20 protein-coding genes, 1 tRNA gene and 1 rRNA gene are annotated in these 25,044 nt (G+C 47.8%); 21 read left to right on the top strand and 1 reads right to left on the bottom strand.

The window, feature by feature from the left end; all coding sequences use genetic code 11:
• The 21 genes from ACR0QT_RS09190 to ACR0QT_RS09090 form a co-directional block, all read left to right on the top strand.
• A 23S ribosomal RNA gene (locus ACR0QT_RS09190) occupies positions 1-117 on the top strand; the annotation flags it as partial.
• A gap of 287 nt (positions 118-404) precedes the next feature.
• Entirely contained in the window at positions 405-1,397 is a 993-nt protein-coding gene (locus tag ACR0QT_RS09185; RefSeq protein ID WP_432630503.1) for a LacI family DNA-binding transcriptional regulator, read from the top strand.
• 245 nt (positions 1,398-1,642) lie between these two features.
• On the top strand, positions 1,643-2,116 hold the full coding sequence (locus ACR0QT_RS09180; RefSeq protein WP_432630502.1) for a YhcH/YjgK/YiaL family protein: 474 nt from the start codon (positions 1,643-1,645) through the stop codon (positions 2,114-2,116).
• Between the two features lie 293 nt (positions 2,117-2,409).
• Positions 2,410-3,414: a 3-dehydro-L-gulonate 2-dehydrogenase gene (gene yiaK / locus ACR0QT_RS09175; protein ID WP_432630501.1), complete on the top strand. Its 1,005-nt coding sequence runs from the start codon at positions 2,410-2,412 to the stop codon at positions 3,412-3,414.
• Between the two features lie 63 nt (positions 3,415-3,477).
• On the top strand, positions 3,478-3,951 hold the full coding sequence (locus ACR0QT_RS09170) for a YhcH/YjgK/YiaL family protein (protein ID WP_177977598.1): 474 nt from the start codon (positions 3,478-3,480) through the stop codon (positions 3,949-3,951).
• Between the two features lie 73 nt (positions 3,952-4,024).
• Positions 4,025-5,131: a TRAP transporter substrate-binding protein gene (locus tag ACR0QT_RS09165; RefSeq protein ID WP_432630500.1), complete on the top strand. Its 1,107-nt coding sequence runs from the start codon at positions 4,025-4,027 to the stop codon at positions 5,129-5,131.
• Between the two features lie 161 nt (positions 5,132-5,292).
• Positions 5,293-5,778, top strand: a complete 486-nt coding sequence (locus tag ACR0QT_RS09160) for a TRAP transporter small permease (protein WP_432630499.1) — start codon at positions 5,293-5,295, stop codon at positions 5,776-5,778.
• Positions 5,778-7,064, top strand: a complete 1,287-nt coding sequence (locus ACR0QT_RS09155; protein ID WP_432630498.1) for a TRAP transporter large permease — start codon at positions 5,778-5,780, stop codon at positions 7,062-7,064. Before ACR0QT_RS09160 ends, ACR0QT_RS09155 begins: the two co-directional genes overlap by 1 nt.
• 289 nt (positions 7,065-7,353) lie before the next feature.
• Positions 7,354-8,655, top strand: a complete 1,302-nt coding sequence (locus tag ACR0QT_RS09150; protein ID WP_432630497.1) for a CitMHS family transporter — start codon at positions 7,354-7,356, stop codon at positions 8,653-8,655.
• 427 nt (positions 8,656-9,082) lie between these two features.
• Positions 9,083-9,769 (top strand): response regulator transcription factor, encoded by a 687-nt coding sequence (locus ACR0QT_RS09145; RefSeq protein WP_432630496.1) that lies wholly within the window; start codon positions 9,083-9,085, stop codon positions 9,767-9,769.
• A gap of 39 nt (positions 9,770-9,808) precedes the next feature.
• A complete protein-coding gene (locus ACR0QT_RS09140; protein WP_432630495.1) occupies positions 9,809-12,157 on the top strand; it encodes an ATP-binding protein in 2,349 nt (782 codons plus the stop codon).
• A gap of 34 nt (positions 12,158-12,191) precedes the next feature.
• Complete coding sequence (locus ACR0QT_RS09135; RefSeq protein ID WP_432630494.1) at positions 12,192-13,955, top strand: DUF5722 domain-containing protein; 1,764 nt, start codon at positions 12,192-12,194, stop codon at positions 13,953-13,955.
• Between the two features lie 268 nt (positions 13,956-14,223).
• Positions 14,224-14,297: transfer RNA gene (locus ACR0QT_RS09130), tRNA-Arg, on the top strand.
• Between the two features lie 129 nt (positions 14,298-14,426).
• Entirely contained in the window at positions 14,427-16,430 is a 2,004-nt protein-coding gene (gene abc-f / locus ACR0QT_RS09125) for a ribosomal protection-like ABC-F family protein (RefSeq protein ID WP_432630493.1), read from the top strand.
• 329 nt (positions 16,431-16,759) lie between these two features.
• Positions 16,760-17,341 carry a GntR family transcriptional regulator gene (locus ACR0QT_RS09120; protein ID WP_432630492.1) on the top strand — a complete coding sequence of 194 codons (582 nt, stop codon included), beginning with the start codon at positions 16,760-16,762 and terminating at the stop codon, positions 17,339-17,341.
• Complete coding sequence (locus tag ACR0QT_RS09115; RefSeq protein WP_432630491.1) at positions 17,335-17,979, top strand: GntR family transcriptional regulator; 645 nt, start codon at positions 17,335-17,337, stop codon at positions 17,977-17,979. The genes ACR0QT_RS09120 and ACR0QT_RS09115 overlap by 7 nt, the downstream gene beginning before the upstream one ends.
• A gap of 472 nt (positions 17,980-18,451) precedes the next feature.
• Complete coding sequence (locus ACR0QT_RS09110; protein ID WP_432630490.1) at positions 18,452-19,720, top strand: SLC13 family permease; 1,269 nt, start codon at positions 18,452-18,454, stop codon at positions 19,718-19,720.
• Positions 19,721-20,023: 303 nt separating this feature from the next.
• Positions 20,024-20,923, top strand: a complete 900-nt coding sequence (gene ttdA / locus ACR0QT_RS09105; protein ID WP_177977622.1) for a L(+)-tartrate dehydratase subunit alpha — start codon at positions 20,024-20,026, stop codon at positions 20,921-20,923.
• Entirely contained in the window at positions 20,923-21,549 is a 627-nt protein-coding gene (ttdB, locus tag ACR0QT_RS09100; protein ID WP_177977623.1) for a L(+)-tartrate dehydratase subunit beta, read from the top strand. The genes ttdA and ttdB overlap by 1 nt, the downstream gene beginning before the upstream one ends.
• A gap of 332 nt (positions 21,550-21,881) precedes the next feature.
• The gene (locus ACR0QT_RS09095; protein WP_432630489.1) at positions 21,882-22,445 is read left to right on the top strand and encodes a MarR family winged helix-turn-helix transcriptional regulator; all 564 of its coding nucleotides are present in this window, start codon (positions 21,882-21,884) and stop codon (positions 22,443-22,445) included.
• Positions 22,435-23,802, top strand: a complete 1,368-nt coding sequence (locus tag ACR0QT_RS09090; RefSeq protein ID WP_432630509.1) for an MATE family efflux transporter — start codon at positions 22,435-22,437, stop codon at positions 23,800-23,802. Before ACR0QT_RS09095 ends, ACR0QT_RS09090 begins: the two co-directional genes overlap by 11 nt.
• Positions 23,803-23,884: 82 nt before the next feature.
• Here the strand turns inward: ACR0QT_RS09090 and ACR0QT_RS09085 are convergent, their stop codons facing one another.
• Complete coding sequence (locus ACR0QT_RS09085; protein ID WP_432630488.1) at positions 23,885-24,940, bottom strand: GH25 family lysozyme; 1,056 nt, start codon at positions 24,938-24,940, stop codon at positions 23,885-23,887.
• Positions 24,941-25,044: the final 104 nt, after the last annotated feature.

Here is a 25,044-nt window from a genome sequence, read left to right as displayed (position 1 = left end):
TGAGATATCCCATCGCAAGAGTAAGACCCCTTGAAGACGACGAGGTAGATAGGGCAGAGGTGGAAGCGCAGTAATGTGTGGAGCTGACTGTCACTAATAGGTCGAGGGCTTAACCAAGACGGTTTAGGAGAAATACAGAAATACGGATGATTCAATGTGCAGTTTTGAAGGTATATGAAGAGAGGAGAGCTGTGTTCCGGAGATGGAACATGGCTTTTTTTGTTTTATTGGCTTTTGTTTTATTGGAAATAGCGTCCTGAAATCTGAAATCATGAAATAAACGCAATTTCCTAAAGAAATTATAAAGAAACGAAAAACGGGTTGCCCCTAGATAGAAAAACAGGTATAGTTATTAGAGTAAGTTATTTATTAGAGAAAGAAAAATTTGGATATGGGGTGAAGATGTGACAATTTATGACATTGCAAGGGAGGCCGGCGTGGCGGCGAGTACCGTTTCCCGAGTGATCAATAACAAGCCTGGAATCAAGGCGGAGACAAGGAAAAAGGTGCAGGATCTGCTCGATAAGTATAATTACACGCCAGATGTCGCAGCGCGCGGACTTGTGATGCAGTCGACAAAGATGGTGGGGATCCTGATCGTGGATGTCCGTGTGGCACATCACATCAACAGTGCGTTCGTCATTGAGCAGGAGCTGACGAAACGGGGGTATTGCTCAATCATCATGAGCACCGGTCCGGAAGGAGAGAATAAGACAGAGTATATCCGGATTCTTGAACAGCGCCGTGTCGAGGGTGTGATCCTGATGGGATCGATGTTTGCGACCGATCAGGTCAAGGAGGCGATTCAGAGACATTTAGCGAAGGTTCCTGTCGTGATTGTCAATGGTTATTTGGATCTGCCGAATGTCTCCGGTGTTCTGATCGATGAGGATGCCGGCGTGGGAAAATGTGTGGATCTTTTGATGGGAAAGGGAAAAGAAAAGCTTGCTTTTGTGCTCGACCAGCCGTCTCCGGCAAACTCGCGCAAACAGCAGGGCTTTTGTGATGCCGTTCTTCGCCATGGAAAGACCAAGGAGGATCTTCTTCTGTATGAGGCAGAGGAGAGTTCGCTTCAGGGCGGATATGACACGACGGTACGCATTTTGAGAGAACATCCGGATGTGCAGGGAATTATTTATTCGATTGATCTTGTAGCGGTAGGGGGAATCCGTGCGGCTCATGATCTGGGTGTGAATGTGCCAGAACAGCTTGGCATCATTGGAGTGGACAGCAGTATTTACGGAGAGATCTGTATGCCGAAGCTGACGACGCTGAACAACAAGCTCGAGGAAGTCAGTGAGATAGCAGCCGCGATTTTGCGAGAAGGGCTTGAGGGAAAGGTTCAGAATAAAAAACTGATGATGTTCTCTGAGATCATTGAACGAGAGAGTTCTTGATCAGAATCTCTATATTTTTTGCCTTTTATCGCAATCGATTGCTATTAAAAAAGATGCCGTTGCGAGCAATAAAAGAAAAAACAGGGCTCACTCGCGATTATTTGAAAGAAAAACTGTGAAAAATGCATAAAAAATGCAATTAAAAACTGTAAAACAACACAAGATAACCACACTTGAAATCAATAATGAAGTGTGCTATGATAAGACCATAAAAACAATCGATTGCAAAAAAATGGAGGCGCAAGATGATATTTGGACACATTAATGCGAAGGAAACAGGACCCGCATACGCACTTCCGATTCAGGAGGCAATTCGTTATTGCAGAGAAACGGACGTATCCGGGATGGGAGAGAGCAAGATTCCTTTAAATGGCGATGCGATGATTGCCCTGATCTGTGACCGGGTGACGGAGGCAAAGGAGAAAAAGCTTCCGGAGGTTCACCGTAAATATGCGGAGTTGCAGTTTATGGCAGAGGGTTCAGAGCTGATCGGTTACTATCCAGATCTCGGGGACAATGAGTTGCTTCAAGATTGTTTAGAGGAGAAGGATACTCTGTATTACAAAGAGAATCCCAAATCTGGAGAGGTGATGCTTCAGATGACACCGGGAACTTATGCGATCTTTTTCCCGGAAGATGTACACCGACCGTTCTGTCAGGTGGACAGGCCTGAGCGGGTGAAAAAGATTGTGGTTAAGATCGCAATCGATACCTTGTAGTGATGAGAGGCAAAGCATCAACAAAATCTCATTACGGTTCATAGAACGGTAAACAATAATTGAAAATTTGTTCATAATAAGTACAAACTCAAATCGTTGTATAAATTGTGAACGTGAAAAAATTAAAATTTTATAAAAACTATCCAAAAATGCAAACGTTATTTTGTGCTAAAATACGGAAAAAAGCGGTTGAAAGTCAGAAAAATTATGCTAAAATATTATTAGAATCGATTGCAAAGAAGTATGGATACATCAAAATAACGAAGAATGAAAGAAGAAAGGAAATCAGGAAAATGTTAAGAATCAAGTATGATGACATGGTGAATGAGTTCAAGAGAATTCTCGTTAGCAGAGGTTTTACAGAAACAAATGCAATCGATGCAGCAACCGTTTTTGCACAGAACAGTCTGGATGGTGTTTACAGTCATGGAGTCAATCGTTTCCCGAGAGTGATTGAGTATCTCGACAAGGGTGAGATTGATCCGGAAGTGGTAGCTACCTGCGAGATGTCTATGGGAGCGATTGAGAGATGGGATGGTCACAGAGGCTTCGGTCCGCTGAATGCAAAGAAGGCGATGGATCGTGCTTGTGAGCTGGCAAAGCAGTATGGAATCGGTATGGTAGCGCTCGGCAACAGCAACCACTGGATGCGCGGTGGAAGCTATGGCTGGCAGGCAGCAAACCAGGGATGTATCGGTATCTGCTGGTCCAACACAATGCCGAACATGCCTGCATGGGGCGCTAAAGATCGCAAGATCGGCAACAACCCATTGATTCTTGCAGTTCCGAGAAGTAACGGTGTCCATGTGGTAGTTGACTGTGCAGTGTCTCAGTTCTCCTACGGCAAGATCGAGGAGGCAAGACTCAAGGGACAGCAACTTCCGGTACCGGGTGGTTATGATGAGGATGGCAATCTGACGACCGATCCGGCAGCGATTGAGAAGACCTGGAGAGTCCTTCCGATGGGATACTGGAAGGGAAGCGGAATTTCGATTCTGTTAGATTTGATCTCCACCGTACTGACCAATGCAAACTCTGTTCAGAAGATCGGAACCTTCGGGGATGAGGTTGGATTATCCCAGATCATGATTGCGATTGATCCGGGCAAGTTCAATGACACCGAGACGACCGACCGCATTGTCGATGAGCTGGTAGCAGACATCAAGTCTTCAACTCCGGTTAAGGAGGATGGAAACGTTTTCTATCCGGGTGAGATTGTGATCAACACGAGAAAAGATAATCTGGAGAATGGAATTCCGGTTATCGAGGAAAAGTGGGATCTGATCACCTCTCTCTAAGCTCTAAGTTAGGATTCTAAGTTAGAAAAGAACGAAGCTAAGTTAGAAGAAAAGGAGAACATTATGATTTTTTCATCAATTTATGCAAAGGACGATGCTAAGAAGTATCCGAAGGCAATTCAGACCGCGCTGGATTATCTGAAGACTCACGATTTCACGGCGATGGAAACCGGTGTGTATGAGATTCAGGGCAAGGACATTTACGCACAGGTTATGGATGCGCAGACCGGTGCAGTAGAAGAGAAGCGTCCGGAAGTTCATGAGAAGTTCGTAGATGTGCAGTTTCTGGCAAGCGGAAAAGAAAAGCTGGGATTTACACCGGATACCGGAAAGTATGAGGTGGATGAGCGCTTTGATGAGAGAGATCTGATTTTCTACAAATCCGTGGAGAATGAAGGTTTCATCGAGGCAACACCGGGCTGTTACAGCATTTTCTTCCCGGCAGACGTTCACAGACCGGCAGTCGCAGTCGATGAGCCGATGACCGTCCGCAAGGTCGTTGTCAAAGTCAGTGTGGCACTGCTCTCAGAAGAATAAAAACGGGGTACTTTGCGAATCTGTCTAGGGGGCAGATCGTAAAAATAAAAAACGAGAAGGGAAAGAGGGAACTATGAAAAAGAAATTATCACTTGTATTGGCAGGCGCAATGTTAATGGCATCCTTAACCGGATGTGGCGGTGGATCTGCTCAGACAGCAACAACCGCAGCAGCAAAATCAGACGCAGCAGCTCCGGCAGAGACCGAGGCAAAGGCAGATACCGCTACATCCGATGTGAAGCCGGAACTGAACCTGATCATCGCTTCCAACCAGACTTCCTTAGAGAACCCGTACTCTTATGGTATGGACAAGTTCAAAGAGGTTGTTGAGGACAAGTCCGGCGGAAAGATTCAGGTAACTGTACATAAAGGAACTCTGGGTGAGAACGAGAACGAGCTGATCGAGAAACTGGAGATGGGTGCTGCTTCTATGGTAGTTGCTTCCCCGGGCTTCATGACCGCAATCGGTGTTCCGGAGGTTGATATGTTCTCCCTGAACTACCTGTTCGACAGCTTCGATCACTGGGAGAAGTGCATGGACGGCGAGTTCGGTGACAAGATGAAAGAGACCGTAAAAGAGAAGACCGGAAACAACTTCCGTATCATGGCTTACTGGTCCTCTTCCGTTCGTGACTACTATGGTAAGAAACCGGTTACCAAGCCGGAGGATTTAAAGGGAATGACGATCCGTACTCAGTCTTCTCAGGTACAGCAGGACTTCTGGAAAGCATGTGGCGCTATCCCGACTTCCGTAGCTTGGGGCGAGCTGTATCAGGCATTACAGCAGGGCGTTGTTGATTCCGCAGAGAACGATTACACCAGCTTCATGCTGAAAGAGCATCACAAGACCCAGAACGGACATTACATCTCTGAGACTCATCATGACTACACCACCCGTCTTCTTCTGATGAACGGCAACTTCTACGATGGTCTGACCGACGAGCAGAAGGCTTGGATCGACGAGGGCGTTGAGGAGTGCACCAAGGAAGAGCGTGAGGTTGTTTACAGAATGTTCAAGGAGTCCAAGGAGAAAGTTATCGCTGATGGCGCTGAGGTAACCAACTTCGAGGATGTTGACATTGACGCATTCAAGGCACTGGCACTTCCGATTCAGGATAAGTTCGCTCAGGATAACAACATGACCGCAGAGCTGGAGATGATTCGCGCAGCAGCAGAGTAATATCGTTATCATTCAATCATTAACATTGAGTTGTTTATGACGCGCAACAGTCACCTGGGAGACTGGGTGGCTGTTGTTCCGTCTAAAGGGTCTTTAAAAGGTCTTTTTTAGAGCTTTTAGGTGAAAGGGTTTAATGGTTTTTTGGGAAAAGGAGGACAATCATGAAGAAAGCAATCGAGATGTTGCAGAAGATTCAGATTGCCATTGGCGGATTCTTTCTGTGCATATTTCTTCTTACTGTTGTATTCCAGATGATGTCCCGTTATCTTGGAATTGCAGCAACATGGACTGAGGATGTATCAATGTACTCCTTCATCTGGGCAGTATTTATGGGCGCAGGTGCGATGGTCTATGAGAAACGTCACTTTGCATTTACTTCCATCAGCGATATGATGAAAGATCCGGTAAAGAAGAGCATTCTTTCGATTATCATCTCTCTGATTATGCTGGTTTTTGCAGTACTGATGGCAAATTATGGTATCAAGGTTACCAAGCAGTTCTGGAACTACACCTGGGTAAACATTCCGTCCTTCAAGAGAGGACCGACCTGGCTGTGCCTTCCGTTATGTGGCATCACTTCCGCCATTTATCTGATCAGTCAGATCGTTGATGACATCAGCACAATCATGAAGGGAGGAAAGAAGTAATGGGTGCATTATTAGTAATTATGTTCATCGTTTTTGTAGCGATTGGAGTGCCGATCTCATTCGCACTGGGCGTTGTATCCTTTACCGGTATCGCCTCTCTCGCACAGATTCCGAACACCGTAGTATTTTCCAAGATGTTTAACGGTCTGAACAGCTTTACGCTTCTGGCAGTTCCGCTGTTCATTCTGGCAGCAAACCTGATGAATGAGGGTGCAATCACCGAGAAACTGATTGACTGCTGTAACTCCATGGTAGGTCATTTCCGTGGTGGTTTGGCATATTCAAACGTTCTTGTTTCCATGATCTTTGCAGGAATCTCCGGTTCCTCTCAGGCTGATACCGCTGGTGTTGGTAAGATCTTCATTCCGGCAATGGAGAAGCAGGGCTACGACAAGGGTACTTCCGTTGGTGTCACCGCAGCATCTTCCACTCTGGGATCGATCATCCCGCCGAGTATCACGATGGTTGTGTACGCAGGTATCGCAAACGTAAGTACCGGTGCACTCTTCATGAGTGGTCTTGTTCCTGGTATTCTTCTTGGTCTTGCAATGATGGCAGTCGTTAAGTTTTACTCCAAGCGCAAGAACTTCCCGAAGTGTGAGAAAGTTCCGTTCTCCAAGGTTGTTCGTCAGACTCTGGAATCCATGCCGGCTCTGCTGACTCCGATCATCCTGATCGGTGGTATCGTTTCCGGTCTGTTCACACCGACCGAGTCCGCAGCATTTGCATGTATCTACGCTCTGCTTGTTGGTATCTTCTTCTACAAGACCATCAAGGTAAAGAACCTTCCGCGAATCCTGATCGAGACGATGAAACTTTCTTCTCTGTCTCTGTTTGCTCTGGCTACCGCAAATGCACTCGGTGAGCTGTTAAGCTACTATCAGCTGAACGTGATCGTACAGCAGTTCTTCACCACGATGCCGGGTGGTAAGCTGGTATTCCTGATTGTAGTAGTTGCATTCTTCATGTTTGTTGGTACTTTCATGGATGCAGTTCCGGCAATGATCCTCTTCGTTCCGATCATTCTTCCGTCTGCTACCGCACTGGGAATCAGCCCGATCATCCTTGGTCTGATCATTGTTGTTACCCTGGCTCTTGGTCTGGTAACTCCGCCTTATGGTCTGTGCCTGCTGATCGCATCATCCATCAGTGGAATTACAATTGAGGATGCGTTTAAGGGAACCCTTCCGTACTTCCTGTCCTCGATCGCAGTTCTGGCTCTGCTGGTACTGTTCCCGAACCTGTGGCTGGCAATTCCGGCAACGATCTTCCCGGGTCTGTTCTAAGATCTAAGAGATTAAGATTTAAGTTTAAAGAAATTATTCATAAAGTGATAAAAAGAAAATGGGCTGTCGCACGAATCTGCGATGGCCCATTTTGTTGTGTCCGTGTATGGATTGGATTCCTGTCTTATAGAAAGTTCCAAAACAGAGAATAGCTGACAAAAAAATAACAAATATGACAAAATTGTCATTTTTCCGTCATGATCCATTAAGGTTCCTCCTGTAAAATAAAAATCAAGTAAGAGAAAAAATCAATAAAAGAAATGGAATGGAGCGAGAGGAGGAGTTTTTTATGGTTGCATTAATCGGTTTTCTGATGATCATCGCGATTGTCGCCCTGCTTTTAAAGGGAAAAATGTCACCGATCGTTGTTCTGGCAGTTGTGCCGACGATTGCAGCGCTGATTCTTGGATTTTCCCCTGTGGATATCATGGGATTTATCGCAGACGGAATCAAGACAACAACGAGCAACGGTATTTTGTTTATCTTTTCTGTTATTTATTTTGGAGTGCTTTCCGACACCGGATTGTTCGATGTGATTGTGGGATGGCTGGTAAAGCGTGCCGGTAACAATGTCATCGCCGTTACCGTTGTCACTGCGCTGATCGCAACGATCGCACATCTCGATGGAACGACCGCTGTTACCGTTCTGATCACAATCCCGGCTATGTATCCGGTATACAAGAAGATGAAGATTGATCCGAGAATTCTTCTGTGCATCACCGGTGCGTGCATGGGTGTTATGAACCTGCTTCCGTGGGGCGGTCCGACTGCAAGAGCAGCAACCGTTCTTCAGATGGATGCAACCGAGCTGTGGCATATGCTGATTCCGATTCAGGTTGTGGGACTGGTGATGAATATCGTTCTTGCTGTTCTGCTCGGCATGATGGCAATCAAGCAGGGTGCAGGCGCAGGAAAAGGGGAAGTTGTTGCAGAGGATACGAAGGAGAAGGCAGAGACCGATTCCCTGAGAAAATCCAATGCGTTCCTGATTTTCAACTTCCTGCTGACCGTCGGCGTTATCGCTCTTCTGTCCGCCGGAATCGGTAAATCCTATGTAGTCTTCATGCTGGGTCTGTGTGTTCTGCTCGCAGTCAACTACCCAGATCAGAAGATTCAGGACAAGCTTGTAAAGAAGCATGCTCCGGCAGCACTGGCAATCTCCGCAACTCTGTTTGCAGCGGGTGCGATGGTCGGTGTATTTGATGGAACCGGAATGCTTGAGGCAATGGCAAGCGCAATCATGGCAATCATTCCGTCTGCATTCGGAAAGTTCATCCACCTGATCTTCGGTGTTCTGGCACTTCCGCTTGGACTTTGCATTGGAACAGACGCATACTTCTACGGAATCATGCCTCTGGTTATGCAGGTCGGTGAGACTTACGGTGTGGCATCCTTAAATACCGCGCTGACGATGATCATCGGTAAGAACCTTGCATTGATGGTAAGCCCGCTTGTACCGGCAACCTACTTGGCAATCGGTCTGACTGGAACTGAGTTAAAAGATCACATGAAATTCAGCATTCCGCCGTATTTCATTGTGAGCTGTATCATGCTCTTCCTTGGAGTAGTCCTTGGAATCATTACGGTATAAGCTATTGCGGTAATATGCAGGCGGTACAAGACAAAGAATAGTAGTTATACAATTTTCGACTTTTGACATACTAAAACGACTTGGGTGGAGATTAGACAGCGCGAAAGAGCTGAATGGTCTCCGCCTGTTTTGTGTGTCAGGGGAACTAAGATTCTCGCAACAAAATGAGCGTGCATCCAGTGAAAGATCGGGGAGAATCTTGTACATTTTGGACGGATCTTGCTATAATTACTGATGGGATGGAAAGATCCAGCAAACCATGGAAGTGTTTTTTATTTACCATGATATATGAGATGATAGATTGTGGATAGAGCAGATAAAAAAATATGAAACGGTATGAAAAGATATTAAATGGTATGAAAGAATATGGAAGATAAGGGAAAAGAAAATTAAATTTCAGAGGGAGAGAGGAAAGGAAAAACGGGATATGAACGCAGAAGAGATTCTTGTAGTGGACGATGAGAGGGCAATCCGGCTTGCGATCCGGACAGCGCTTGCGCGCGAGGGCATGCATGTGACGGAAGCCTCGGACGGGGATGAGGCGCTTGAACTGCTCCAGAAACAGCATTTTCATCTGGTGATTCTCGATGTGATGATGGAGCGGGTCGGTGGTTATCAGGTGCTCCAGAGCATGCGGGCATCGGGGGACAACACGCCGGTGATGATGCTCTCAGGAAAATCCGATGAGATGGATCAGGTGCTTGGACTTGGATTCGGAGCGGATAGCTACTTGACAAAGCCGTTTCACATTGCCGTCTTGATTCAGACAGTCAAGGCATTGATTCGCAGAAGCCAGATTTACAGCCAGATGGCGCCGTCTGCGATTCAGAGAGGACCGTTCACGGTCGACACAGTGAAGATGGAGTGTCTGAAAAATGGAAAACCACTGAATTTCACCGCGAGGGAACAGGCGCTCTTTCGTTTTCTGATGGAAAATCCGGGTCAGGTGTTCACGAAGGCACAGCTCTACATGCAGGTCTGGAATGAGGCCGTTGTGGATGACAACACGATCACGGTTTATGTGAAGAGGATTCGCGACAAGATTGAGGATGACCCGAAAAATCCGGATTACTTAAAGACAGTCCGGGGAATCGGTTACAAGATGGATCTGTGAGTAGAGACTGCAAGACGGAGTGAAGGGAGACAGAGAGAAATGCAGAATCTGAACGGATGGGGGAAGAAACACATCACGGAACTTGTTTCCTTTATTTTGATTGTACTTTTGTCGCTTGCGATGGTTGTTGCCTGTCTGACGTTTTATCGGAGGTATCGGGATTCGATGATTCGGACGGAGGAGAGCCAGCTTTTGACGATCGCGGGGGTGATCGGAAATAACTTGAGCTCGTATCTGAACTCGGAGTTGAAACAGATTGATCTTTATTACGAGGATTTCGATGATTCGGAAAGTCGATTCGGCGATTCAAGCCAAATTGAGGATCAGAAGGAAGATCAGAATGAAGATCAGGATAAAGAGCAGGTCGAGCCCCCGATTGAAAGTGCGGAGGAGAGTCAGATAGCTCTCTTGGCAAAGAGCAGTGAGACGGAGCTTAAAATTCGCAGACAGACAGGATATTTCCTGAAAGAGAGTGAGGGGCTGTACGATCAGATTCTTCTTGATACTCCAAGTGGAGCGACTTACTCGTATCTGACGGATCACACAGAAATTCAAAGTTCCTCCTCAAGTGCGCGGGCAGAGATTGAGGAGGCAAAGAGAACGAGTGGGGAGATGACCGATCAGAGGGGAAACTTGCAGGCAGAGATTGTCGGGAAACAACTTTCCGATCAGACCGGATGGTATGAGATGAAGATTGCAAAGAAGATTGTCACACAGGAAGGCGAGTATGTGCTTTTGTTTTCGATGGATCTGCATCGCATTTACCAGAAGATTGTCGAGCCGGTCAAGATCGGAGAAAATGGATATTCCGTCGTGAAAGACCAGAACCTTGATATTATCATGCACCACGCGCAGGATCAGATCGGCATGGACGCAGTCAAAGGGCGAAGTCTGCGCTATCCGTCGTTAAATTTGACAAGTCTTGATTCGTGGGTGGAACGCCAGACAAAAGAAGATTCTGGAACGGGAATTCTTGACAGTTATGTCTGGGACGATCCGTCCCTGCCGGCTGTGCGCAGGATTGTCGCGTTCACGGTGATCTATATTCAGGGGGAGCGGTGGATCGTGAACTCGACTCTGCCGATGGAGGAGCTTGACAGCCCGTTAAATCGGATGATGGTGGTTCTCGTCGGGATTGTGATGTTCTATATTCTCGTGCTCGTCTTTGCGACGCGGATGATCCTCAAAAACCGTTTCCTCGCAGTCTCCCAGCAGAAAGAGATTTCTTACTTAAAAGAAATCAATCAGGGAATGGAACTGCTCGCGCGGAAGAACGATGAGATCCGCCATTATCAGAGAATTCAGTCGCTCGGCATGATGGCAAGCCATATCGCGCATGAATTCAACAATTATCTGACACCGGTGCTGATCTACTCGGAGCTTCTCGAGAGTGATGAGAGCATTTCTGAGGAAAATAAGGAGATGATCCGGGAAATCACGCGCTCAGTCGACAAGGCCTCGAATCTCTCGAGGGAGCTTCTGGCATTTTCGAGACAGGATATGGGAGTCCGGCTTGAGAAACTGGATTTCACGGAGGAGACGAACAGCGCGCTTATGGTTGTGCGTCAGCTTGTGCCGTCTGCAATTACATTTCGGGCGGAAATCACGCAGGAGAGCCTTTTTATCTGGGGACGGCGCGGAATGGCAGAGCACATCTTGATGAACCTGTGCAAAAATGCGTTTCAGGCGATGGAACACTCGGAGAAAAAGATTTTGACGGTCTCTTTAAGGCGGGAAGCGGGGAACATGATCTGCCTGCGGGTTTCCGATACGGGATGTGGAATCAGCGAGAGTGCGCGCCAGCAGATCTTTGAGCCGTTTTACACGACGAAGGGATCGAGACAGGGAACCGGTCTTGGACTTTCGGTTGTCCAGAACATGATTCGTTCGGTGGATGGCAGGATTGAAGTGAAGAGTGCACCGGATCAGGGAACGTGTTTTGAACTCTACATTCCGGAGTATCAGGCAGATCCGGAGAGCGATCAGAAGAAGGATAAGGATGGGCGCAAGCGCCTCAAATCCGTCTCAAGGATTGCGATTGTGTCCGCGGACGAGATGTTGCGGAAAATGAAGGGACAGGCGCGCGGGAGCCGTTACAGTATTGATCTGTATGAGCATCCGGCTGTCCTCATCGACAAGGTGCAGAAAAATCCAGAGCTTTATGAGATGGTGATTGCGGATTATATGATCCCGATGATGAACGGAATCGAGCTCTGTGAGATCCTGCGCAGAGTCAACCCGGAGATCCGCCTGATCCTGACGTCAGATCAGGTGGAGACGGATTTTGAGTGGTATCGGAACAACGGAATGATCGACCGTTTTATGACAAAAACAGAATTTCAGGAAGATTTTCAGCATATTCTGCAAGAAAATTGTAAGCCAATGTAAGAGAATCGTTCTTGCACCTTTGACATATCATGCTATGATAAAGGATGTGAAAAAAGGCAGAGATTGGAGGCAGAAGAAGTTGAAGACAAAAAAGAAGTACTTAAACTGGAAGTACTGGTTATCTCTGTGCTGTCTGGTGGTGCTCACCGCATTTACCGGAATAACGGGAATCATTCAGGCACGGGCAGAAGAAGAAAAGCCGACTCCGACGGAGTTTGCGCATATAACCAGCTGTACAGTGGAGAATGGAAAACAGGTATTGATCAAGGGACAGATGGAGGGAACGTGGTCAGATTCCGCGTACTATGACAATTATCTCTATCTGTTTGAGATGAAGCCCTACCAGAGAGATTTGAAGGGCAGAACGGACTACTGCGCATGGATCACAAAGGGCGATGCGCTGAATTTTCAGGTTCCGCTGAATCTCGGAACGGCGCAGGATGCGCTCTGCTCAAGCTATGTTGTTGCGGTCTATGACGGAAGCGAGTATACGATTGTCAGCAATGAGGCGTATATCTCGAATCCGGAATCGGTGGCAAAGTACACCGATGCCTACAAGAGCGCACAGACAAAGAAGGGTCTGTTGATTCAGACGACCCCGGCGATGCTCTCAGATGCGTTTTCTCTGGGTGTCAACCATGTGATTGTCAATATTCCGTTCAATCACATTCTGGGAAGCGGAATTGACTATCAGTTTGACGGAAAGACCTATCATTTCAGCAAGGATGTGCTTGCAGTCTATGATGACACGATCCGCCGGATGTCGGAGAAGGACATGACGGTGACTGCGGTTATCTTAAACGGCTGGAGCGATTCGACCCCTCAGCTCTACTATCCGGGTGTGACGAAACAGCCTGCGACAACCGCAAATTACTATGGATTCAATGTGGCGACTCAGGAGGGATATGAGACGGTTCGCGCAATTGCAACCTTCCTTGCAGATCGTTATGGAAGTCTGAAATCCCCATATGGAAGAGTGTCCAACTGGGTAATCGGAAATGAGATCAACAACCAGCTCTGGAATTACATGGGACCGATGAGCCTCGATCAGTATGTCGAGGAGTACCAGAGAGCGTTCCGCGTGTTCTACACATCGATCAAGAGTACGAGTGCGAACAGCAGAGTATTTTTCTCGACTGACTACAACTGGAACTACGACGCAGACGGAAGTCTCAAGTACAATGCGAAGGATGTCATCGATACGTTCAACAACAAGATGATTCCGGGCGGTTCGATGGATTGGGGAATTGCTTACCATCCGTACTCGATTCCGCTGACAGAGCCGGAGTTCTGGAATGATGCGGAGACTGGACTTATCAAGAACGATGCATCCTCCCCGGTTGTCAATATGCTGAACCTGAGCGTGCTGACGGATTATCTCCAGCAGGCGCAGTTCCGCAATGCATCCGGTGCCGTGCGCCATGTCATTCTCTCCGAACAGGGATTTACCTCAAAGAGTGCGACGAGAGGAACGACGGAGGATCTTCAGGCAGCGGCGATCGCCTATGCGTATTATATCGCGGATAGCAATCCGTACATTGACGCGTTCATCATGAGTCGTCAGGTCGATGCGCCGACGGAGCTTTCGGCATCCCAGGCATTTGGTCTGTGGCACTGCGATGAGAGCAAGCCGAATGACATCGTGGCGACAAAGCAGAAACCGTCCTGGATTGTATACAAGAATATCGACAACAAGAATGCGACGCTTGAGACGACGGAGAAGTACAAAGCACTGATCGGTATCAATAAGTGGAGCGATGTGATTCCGAACTTCCGCTGGAAGAGTCTGGAAAAGTAAGAAATGCAAAAAATTTAAAAAGAAACTCAAAAGAAAAATCAAAAAATCAAAAAGAAAATTTTGAGACGGCACGAAAATTGTGTCTGGTGAAAGCCCGTTTTTCCTTTAAAATCAAGGGAAAATCGGGCTTTCAAAAAAAATTAAAAAAAGTTTTGCAAAAGTGTTGACAAAAACGATAATGTGCAGTATACTAACTATCGTTGCAGCGGACAAGAGCTAAGAGCTAAGGCACAGAGCTCAGAAAGTTGTGACAGGCGATAAGCCGGATGTGCGCGTAGCTCAGCTGGATAGAGCACTTGGCTACGGACCAAGGTGTCGGGAGTTCGAATCTTCTCGCGCACGCTGAATAGAAAGGGCATCCTCTTCGGAGGGTGTCCTTTTTCGTTGTATGGAAAGAATCTGGACTAACATTTGACTAATATTTTTTTCAAAATAAAAAATAATTTTTGAGACAAATGAAGGAGAACACCAATGCTGTATCAGATTGTGGACGGAAGTGTGTCACTGGGAGGGAAGCCGATTCTCGCCCATATCAATTTTGAGATTCGGGGGAATGAGAAGATTGCGGTTGTCGGACGCAATGGAACGGGAAAGACAACACTTCTGCGTCTGATTGCAGGCGAGTTAGAACTTGACCGAGATGACCGCAGACAGGGCCCCGGCATTCTGCGATCGAGACAGCTCACAATCGGGATGTTGCATCAGCATCTGAGCGGGGATCTCGGGCGCACGGTCGAGGAGGAGCTTCTTGAGGCATGCCCGTGCAAGGATCGATTTGACCGGGAGCGTTTTGCTTATGAGATGGAGTATGACCGCCTGTTCACAGGGTTTGGCTTTTCGAAAGAGGATAAGAAAAAGCGACTTGAGGAATTTTCGGGTGGAGAGCAGACGAAGATTGCGTTTATTCGACTTCTTCTGATGAAACCGGATATTCTTCTACTCGATGAGCCGACGAATCACCTCGATATTCCGACGGTTCAGTGGCTTGAGGAATATCTGCGCGAATATCCCCATGCGGTTGTGATGGTCTCCCATGATCGTTTTTTCCTCGATCGGACAGCAGAGGTCATCTATGAGGCGTCTGGCACGTCTCTGGTGCGCTACGCGGGCAATTACAGTCAATACCGTGCAGAGAAACAGCACGCGCTTGAGATCCAGAAGAAGGCGTGGGAACGCCAGCAGGAGGAGATTAAGCGTTTAGATGAGGTCATTGAGCGCTTCCGCCATAAGCCGACAAAGGCTTCGTTTGCGCGCGCAAAAAAGAAACAGCTTGAGCGCATGGAGCGCGTCAGTGAGCCAAATCCGGAGGAGATGAGAGTTCATTTCGGGGAGATCAGTCCCCTGATTCTCGGGAGCAAGTGGGTGTTTACTGCGGAGCATCTGAAAATCGGATATGAGAAACCGATTCTCGAACTGTCTCTGAGAATCCGCAGAGGACAGAAAATCGGTCTGATCGGTCCAAATGGAGCAGGAAAGACTACATTTTTAAAGACGGTTGCCGGATTGCTTCCGCAGATTGCGGGCGAGGGCGGTCCGGGAAATCAGGTGACAATCGGATATTTTGATCAGCATACCGCAGAATTTACCTCGGATAAGACGGTGTTGGAGCATTTTCATGAGCTATTTCCGGCGATGACAGAGAAGGATGCGAGAAGTGTGCTCGGAGCTTACCTGTTTCGAGGAAAGGAGGCGGGACGCAAGGTATCGGAACTTTCCGGCGGAGAGCGTTCCCGCCTTGTTCTCGCAGAGCTCTTGCAGAGCCGTCCGAATTTCCTTGTGCTCGATGAGCCGACGAATCATATGGATATCCCGGCAAAAGAAGTTCTTGAGACCGCATTTCAGGCCTACACGGGGACGATTCTTTTTGTCTCTCATGATCGATATTTTATCCGTCAGGTCGCAGACGCGATGCTGATTTTTGACGGCAGGAGCGCAATGTATCATCCGTTTGGATATGAACATTATCTCGAGCGCTGTCGCAAGGAGGCGGAGGGAGTTTCGGTTGCAGAGCAGGTTCGGGCAGAGGATATGGCGCTGATTGAGGGGATGCGTGCGGTTCCGAAGGCAGAGCGTCATCGACTTCGCGAGATTTCGACGGAGGAGGCATATCTTGACTGGAAGCTCCGTCTTGTGTGTGAAAAAATGGAGCCGGCAGGGGAACGTTATGCAATGCTTGAGGAGCGTGTGAGAGATGCAGAGCAGGCGATTTGTGAATCCGAGGAATACTGGAAAGAACTGCTTGGAGAACCTTCGCCTCTTGATAACCCAGAATCCAATGAATCAAAATTTGGTGAACCAGAATCCGGTGAGCCAAAATTCGGTGAACCAGAATCAGAATGGGTTGGCGAGACGCCAGAGTCTCCGGTTTCTCTTAAAACCTTAGATGGTCTGCGCAGTGAGTGCGATGAGGCATGGAAGCTCTGGCATGAACTCTGCCTAGAATGGATGGAAATGTGGGAAGAGGGAAATGAGTAGAGTAGAGCACAGCACAGAGAGAATTAGTTGCGTAAAAAATGTTGTTACCGTTTGTGTAATGCACGAACGGTAACGAAAACGCCGACTTTGAGAAAAAAGATGGATTTTGGCTCTTTACTTTTTAAATAAAAATGGATACAATATAATGTATGATTAATATTTGCATGATCACGGGATGTTGAGTGAACGAGAGAATTAGAAAATCAGAAAAGTAAAAAAGTAAAAAAGTAAAGAAACAGAGAAGTAGAGAGAAAAAGAAAAATCGGGATGCATGGAGGGGAGAGCAGCAAAATGGCTTCCGTGCAGGAACGGCGTGGAGGAGAAGAATTGTGGAGTATGTCGGAGTAAAGAAAAAACAGGGAAGCATCGTGGAAGTGCTCAAGGATGCCATTCTTTCCGGGGACATTCCGAATGGCACGGAGATGACGCAGAATGAACTTGCGCAGAGTCTTGGTGTATCGCGGATGCCTGTCAGGGAGGCATTGATTTTGCTCGAATATCAGGGACTGATCGATCGTCTTCCGAACAATCATGTGAGAGTGAGCCAGCTGACGGACGAGTTCTTTTATCATGTGTTCCGTCACACTGCCCTTTTGGAGGCGGAAGCGCTCAGAGAGTGGCAGAATCCGGAGGAACTTCCGCAACAGGAGATGGAATTCCATCGGGAGATCTGGAAAAATCACCGTTACAGCTTTTCCAAGAAGTCGTTGGAGACGCTGATTGAGATCTACACGGCATTTGTTGTGAACAGCGGAACGTGTATGGAGAGTGAGCGGAAGCTGATGATGGCGAGAGCACTGTGGAAATCCGGAAAACAGGAAGAAGGCGAGAAGGAACTTTTGGGGTATTTTGAGATGCTTGCGGATGCAATGATTCGCATGAGAAAAGAGAGAGGGGACGGAACATGTTAGGATTAAAACCAATTCAGCTTCTTCCGGCGAGGGAGCGAGTGGCTTCTGCGCTGAGAAAAGCGATTATTTCAAAGCAGATTTCAGAGGGAGAGGTGCTTGCACTCGAGACGACGGCGCAGGAGCTTGGCGTCTCCGTGACACCGGTGCGTGAGGCATTTCAGATCCTCTCGAGAGATGGACTGATCGATTTAAAGCAGAATAAGGGAGCCGTTGTGCTTGGAATCAATGAGACGACGATCCGGGAACACTATCAGGTGCGTGCGGCGCTTGAGAGTGAGGCATGTGCACTCTGCTGTGAGATGGGAGCAGATCTCGATGCAATCCACAACTGTGTTGAGTCTGCACAGGAGGCTCTCGATCAGGATGATTCGGGAAGCTATTCCAATTACAACCAGTCGTTCCACTATGAGATCTGGAAGGCATCGGGCAATGAAAAACTGAAAAAAATGCTGTCTGAGTTGTGGAATGGTCTGTCGATGGGTGTGAAATCGACGGCTCAGGAGTATGCGGTCAAGTCCCTGACGGAGCACAAGGAGATTCTGGAAGCACTCGAGAAGCGAGATGCGGATCAGGCGAGAAAACGGATGCACCGCCACATCATCCGAAGCATGGAGGATGTGCTGACGCGCTACCGTTAAGGAAGCCTCAAAGCCTCAAAGATTCAAAGCCTCAAAGTCTCAAAGATTCAAAAATTCAAAGATTCAAAATCCTTGTGCAGGATGCATAAAAATAAAACGCAAAAAATAAACACAATGCTGAAAACATCAATGACCTATTGACAAATTCGGCATTGTGTTTTATTATGAACATACGAAATGGATACGTTATTAAATATTAGAAATCAAAGATCACGAAAAACGTTTAACATCTGCGAGTTGGCAAGTCATCCAGCGAACCAACGAGTAAACGAACGAATAAGCCCACCGATCAGGAAGACAAATGAGAATGAAGCATCGGAAACGTTGTAAGAGAGCGTGACAGGGGGGAGTACTGACTCGGAAGGCGATCGGAGAGAGTATGTATTTGAGGGGTATCCACGAAATCGGCGCCGAAATATCAAAAAGAAACCCGAGAGATGCGTGTATGCATGGGGAAAAGCAGGAGGAGTTTATGAGTCCATCAACCATTACTATTTTATTTCTTCTGTTTGCGATCGTGATGTTCGTGACAGAGAAGATCCCGCTGGGTGTGACTTCGATGATCGTCTGTATCGGACTTGTCGTCACAAAGGTACTGGATGTAAAGACAGCTTTTGCAGGATTTATTGACAGCAACGTAATTTTGTTCGTCGCAATGTTTATTGTCGGCGGAGCATTTTTTGAGACCGGAATGGCAAATGAGATCGGCGGAATCGTGACAAAGTTCGCGAAGACCGAGAGAATGCTGATTATCGCGATCATGGTGATCGTGGGCGTGATGAGTGGAGTTCTTTCCAACACCGGTACCGCAGCCGTTTTGATTCCGGTTGTAATCGGAATTGCAGCAAAGTCCGGATATTCCCGTTCCAGACTGCTGATGCCTCTGGTATTTGCGGCAGCGATGGGTGGAAACCTTTCCCTGATCGGTGCGCCGGGCAACCTGATTGCACAGAGTGCGCTTCAGGAACAGCTCGGAATGTCCTTTGGATTCTTTGAGTATGCGATTGTCGGAGTTCCGATCCTGATCTGTGGAATTCTTTTCTATGCAACGATTGGATACCGTCTGCTCCCGAACCGCGAGCCGAAAGACGATGGAGCTTTTGATCAGACTCAGGATTTCAGCAACGTTCCGCAGTGGAAGAAAGTTCTCTCCCTCGTGATCCTTGTGCTGACGCTGGCAGCGATGGTTCTCGAGGACAAGATCGGTATCAAGCTGTGCATCTCCGGATGTATCGGTGCTCTGGCTCTGATTCTGACCGGTGTTATCTCTGAGAAGAATGCGCTCAAGTCGATTGACTTAAAGACGATTTTCCTCTTTGGTGGTACGCTTTCCCTTGCATCTGCACTTTCCAAGACAGGAGCAGGAGAGCAGATTGCAGACCTTGTAATCAACGCCCTCGGTGAGAATCCGTCCCCGTATGTGCTGACCTTCGTTGTCTTCATGCTGTGCTGTGTGCTGACGAACTTCATGTCCAACACGGCGACGACCGCTCTGATGGTTCCGATCTGTCTGTCTGTTGCTCAGGGAATGGGAGCTGACCCGAGAGCCGTTCTGATGGCATGTGTTATCGGTGGTTCCTGTGCATACGCAACCCCGATCGGAATGCCGGCAAATACGATGGTAATCGGTGCAGGCGGATATACATTCATGGACTATGTGAAGTCCGGTGCTCCGTTGATTGTGATTGCGACGATTGTCAGCATGATCATTCTTCCGATCGCGTTCCCGTTCTTCCCGTAAAGAGAGAAGACGAGCCAGGGGATGTCCTTGAACCCCTATTTGGAGACATAGTGTGTTATTGTATACACTTTGCTGTTGGGCAATGCGTGAACAGTAACACACTGCGAAATAAGCATAATAAAACGTATTTTGTGTACAAAAATATGTAAAAAAATTACAAAAAAACACTTGACAAACGACACAAAACGATTTATTATGAAGATACGAAATGGATACATTATTAAATATCAGAAACAACAAATCAAAACAACACAAAAATCAAAAACAAAAAAACATTCACATGAAGAAACAGGAGGTTATGAGATGAGCAAGAAAGAACAGGTTGAACAGCTTACCACGTATATGGCGCATTTTGTAGACCATATCGGTAAGAAACTGCCGGATGACATCATCGCAAAGCTCGATGAGCTGGCAGAGAAAGAGGATAGCCCGCTGTCCAAGGTTATCTACGCAACAATGAAGAAGAACCAGGATCTGGCTGTAAAGCTGAATCGCCCGAGCTGTCAGGATACCGGAGTTCTTCAGTTCTGGGTAAAGTGCGGTACCCAGTTCCCGCTGATCGGTGAGCTTGAGGGTCTTCTGAAAGAGGCTGTTGTGAAGGCAACCTTCGAGGCTCCGCTGAGACACAACAGTGTTGAGACTTTCGATGAGTACAACACCGGTAAGAACGTCGGCAAGGGAACCCCGACCGTATTCTGGGACATCGTTCCGGACAGCGACAAGTGCGAGATCTACGCATACATGGCAGGTGGCGGTTGCACCCTTCCGGGTAAGGCAATGGTTCTGATGCCGGGCGCTGGATACGAGGGTGTTACCCAGTTCGTTATGGATGTTATGACTTCTTACGGTCTGAATGCTTGCCCGCCACTTCTGGTTGGTGTAGGTGTTGCAACTTCTGTTGAGACCGCTGCACTGCTTTCCAAGAAAGCTCTGATGCGTCCGTTAGGAAGCCACAACGAGAACGAGCGTGCCGCTTACATGGAGAAACTTCTCGAGGACGGCATCAACTCCATCGGCCTTGGACCGCAGGGTATGGGCGGAAAGTACTCCGTAATGGGCGTACATATTGAGAATACCGCACGTCATCCTTCTACGATCGGTGTTGCAGTAAACGTTGGATGCTGGTCTCACCGTCGCGGACACATTATTTTCGATAAGGATCTGAACTATACCATTACTACACATTCGGGGGTAACATTATAATGATCGAGATTAGAGATGGAAAGAAAATTCTGGTAACACCGGTAAGTGATGAAGATTTAAAGGATATCCATATTGGAGATATCGTATACCTGACAGGTAGCATGACAACCTGCCGTGACGTAGCACATCGTCGTCTTGTAGAGGAGCATCGCCCGCTTCCGGTAGATGTTCGCAACAACGCAATTTTCCACGCTGGCCCGATCATCCGTCCGCTGGAGAATGACAAGTTCGAGATGGTTTCCGTAGGACCGACCACTTCCATGCGTATGGAGAAGTTCGAGAAAGAGTTCGTAGAGCAGACCGGAGTAAAGGTCATCATCGGTAAGGGCGGTATGGGCCCGAACACCGAGTATGCCTGCAAGAACTTCAAGGCAATCCACTGTGTATTCCCGGCTGGAAACGCAGTAGTAGCTGCTACCGAGGTTGAGGAGATCGTTCGTGCCGAGTGGCGTGATCTGGGTATGCCGGAGACGCTGTGGAACTGCCGAGTTAAGGAGTTCGGTCCGCTGATCGTCTCCATCGATGCAGATGGTCGCAACATGTTCGAGGAGAACAAGGTGATCTTCAACGAGCGCAAGGACAAAGCAGTAGAAGAGATCTGCAAGCACGTTGGATTTATCAAATAAGACCAAGTTTTAAGTTGACCCAACAAACTGCCTGATGAATGTTAAAAAAATCAACTGCAAAACATACAGAATCGGAACGTGATTGAATCTTCGATTCTGGAATAAAAAGGATTTCCGGCACTTCTGCCTTCTTCCAATTTCTGCCAAAACTGGAGGGAGACGCGCTGGAGATCCTTTTTTATTTTGGCTCTCTGTCAATCGTTGGGGTGGGATTGACAGAGGGGATCGAAATGCGTATAATCAGTTCTAAAAAGAATAGTTCTAAAAGAAACTATTTAAAAACGATAGAAACGATACAAAGAAAGATAGAAAGGAGGATCGCATCACCCAACATGGATCATAACAGAGATTTGAAAAATCATGGAAATTACTGCATGGTGATGCGCGGGACATTTAAACTTCAGGAACTCTATCAGGAACCGGTTCGCAGGGAGTATGGCTTGTCAAAAGTGGAGATTGTAATTGTCAATTTCCTCTACAACAATCCACAGCACGACACGGCAAGTGAGATTGTTCGGATGAGAATGCTCCAGCGCGGAAATGTCTCTCAGGGAGTGGAAGCCCTGATTCAGAAAGGATTTCTCAAGCGGACGGAAGACCCGAAAGATCGGAGACGGATTCATCTGTCGCTGACCGAGAGGGCGACTCCGCTCGTCACGGCGGTTGAGGTCCAGCAGGAGAAGATGCTTGCACAGATTTTTGCAGGCTTCGATGAAAATGAAAAACATCTCTATCAGGAGATGAACCGGAGAATCGAGGAGAACATTCTAAAGGGGCTTGGAGCGAATCCGCAGAGGGATGGAAGCGGTAAAGAGAGTGAAGAGAGTGAAGCAAGTAGAGTCTGTGGGACTTGTGGAAGAGATGGAGAATGTGGGGAGGACAAAGATGCAGAATGACAAAAGTTTTCTTGGAAAAGAGCCGGTCGGGAGACTTCTTTTTCGGTTGGCGATCCCGACGGTGATGGCGCAGATCATCAATATGCTCTACAACGTCGTGGACCGAATTTATATCGGACACATTCCGGAGAGCGGGGCACTTGCACTGACTGGTGTCGGCGTTTGCATGCCGATCATCATGGTTGTGTCGGCGTTTGCATCGATGGTCGGATCGGGCGGTGCGCCGAGGGCGACGATTGCGATGGGAAAGAATGAAGAGGATCAGGCGGAACAGATACTCGGAAACTGTGTGACGCTTCAGCTGATTATTTCCGTAGTGTTGACAACGATTTTGTTGGCATTTGGACGGCGGATTCTGCTGGCATTTGGCGCGAGTGAGAATACGATCGAATATGCCTGCGCATATTTGAATATCTATGCGATCGGAACGATCTTTGTACAGTTGACGCTCGGCATGAACACGTTTATCACGGCACAGGGATTTGCCAAGACCGGAATGCTTTCTGTGCTGATCGGTGCAGTTGCCAATATTGTGCTTGACCCGATTTTTATTTTTAAATTTGGGATGGGAGTGCGCGGAGCCGGTCTTGCGACCGTGATCTCTCAGGCATTGTCGTGTACCTGGGTGATGTCGTTTCTTCTTGGAAAAAAGACGTATTTGAAAATCAAAAAAGAAAATATGAGACTGAAAAAAAACGTTGTGGTGCCGACGGTGATGCTCGGCCTGGCGGGATTTATCATGCAGTCGAGTGAGAGTATCATTTCAGTCTGCTTCAACTCCTCCCTGCTTCGCTACGGTGGAGATCTCGCTGTCGGAGCGATGACGATTCTCACGAGTGTGATGCAGTTTGCGATGCTTCCTCTTCAGGGACTCGGACAGGGCGCACAGCCGATCATCAGTTACAACTACGGTGCACACAATGCAGAGCGTGTGAAGAAGACATTCGGACTTCTCGTGAAAGTCAATCTCTGTTACTCGGTCCTTCTGTGGCTTGGTGTTCAGCTGTTTCCGGGAGCATTTGTGTCGATGTTCACCTCAGATGCACAGTTGCTGACATTTGGAAAAACAGCCCTGCGCATCTATATGGCAGTGATGTTTGTGTTCGGAATTCAGGTTGCCTGCCAGCTCACATTCAGCGCACTCGGAAATGCGAAAGCCTCGATCATGGTGGCAGTCATGCGAAAATTTATTCTGCTGATTCCGCTGATCTACATCCTTCCGCATCTGTTTGCAAACAATGCGCTGATGGCAGTTTATCTTGCAGAGCCGGTCGCAGATACACTGTCCGTGATTTTTGCAAGCACCCTGTTTGCGTTCCAGTTTAAGAAAGCGGTGAGGGAGATGGAAGGAAAATAAAAAATCCGTTCCTATTCTTCGGTATAAGAAGGAAATAGGAACGGATAAAAGTAGGCAGTGGTGATCGGATGATCACGTAAGTTTAATTACCTGCGGTGACTACCGTCGATGAGGTTGTAGAACTCGTGTCCGTTGCCGGTGCGCTCTGGGAGACATTCTCAGGTGTCGGGGAGGTCAGACTTCCACTTCCTGCCTGAACAACACCCGGACCGCCGGTCTGGGAAGAAGCGCCGACCGTAGGTGTCGCGGAGACGGAGTAATTTTGACTGCCTGCCGGTCCGACAACGGAACTGCCAGAGCTGTTTCCGGTTCCAACCTGACCGATGTAGTTCTTAAAGGCGAGCTCGACGCAGACATTTCCGGAAATTCCGTTTACGGATGCAGTTTCAGTCGGTTGCCAGATTGTGCGGTTCGCAAACTGATTGTTTGTCGAGCCGTAGCGTGCAAGCCAGATGTCATAAGGAATCTGGGAGGTGTCCATCTCGGTGCTCAGCTTGTTGAAGTCGCTGTACACGATCGGGGTGTAGCCATTGTCTGCGATCACCTGACAGAATGCGTTGATGACATCGGTCAGCTCCTGAACCGACAGTGTGAGGATGTAGGGGGATTCGATGTCGACGGCGATCGGGAAGTTTACGTTGTAGTTTCTTGCAGTGTCGACAGCGAACTGACCGGCTTTTTTTGCCTCCTCGACGGTCTTGGTCTGGAGATAGATGTAAGGAGCGGTCTTGATGCCCTGAGCGCTCGCCTGACGCATATTCTGGTCGAAGGTTTCATCCATCGTGATCTGACCTTCGTAGCCGTAGGAGACCATGCGGACAAAAGCAAAGGAGACGTCATCGCTCGCAACCTTTGCCCAGTCGATGTTTCCCTGCCATTTGGAGACGCTGATTCCGCGCATCAGAACGCCGTCAATCGGGTTCCCCGATGCGTCGACATACTGCCCGTTGATCTTGTGCCATGCCTGATCCGCAGTAAAGGATGAGGCGGAGGAAGAGCCGGTAGCAGGGCTGACGTTTGACGGGGAAGCGAGGGAAGCACCGCTTCCTGCGACGATAGTTCCGGCGTAAGAGGAGAAAACAGGCTGTGCACACAGACAGAGACTGAGGCAAGCGACTGCAAATTTTTTTATGTACATGTGAGTTACCACCTTTCGTAAGATGGTAACAGTATACCTCTTTTTTGAGGGAACTGCGTTTACAATTCCATTACATCTATTACAATTTTATAAAATTTTCTTTT

The organism is Brotaphodocola sp. (genome assembly GCF_050873365.1).
Taxonomy (GTDB): domain Bacteria; phylum Bacillota; class Clostridia; order Lachnospirales; family Lachnospiraceae; genus Brotaphodocola.
Note: the sequence above shows the minus strand (reverse complement) of the source record. Positions and strands in the feature narration are given on the sequence as shown.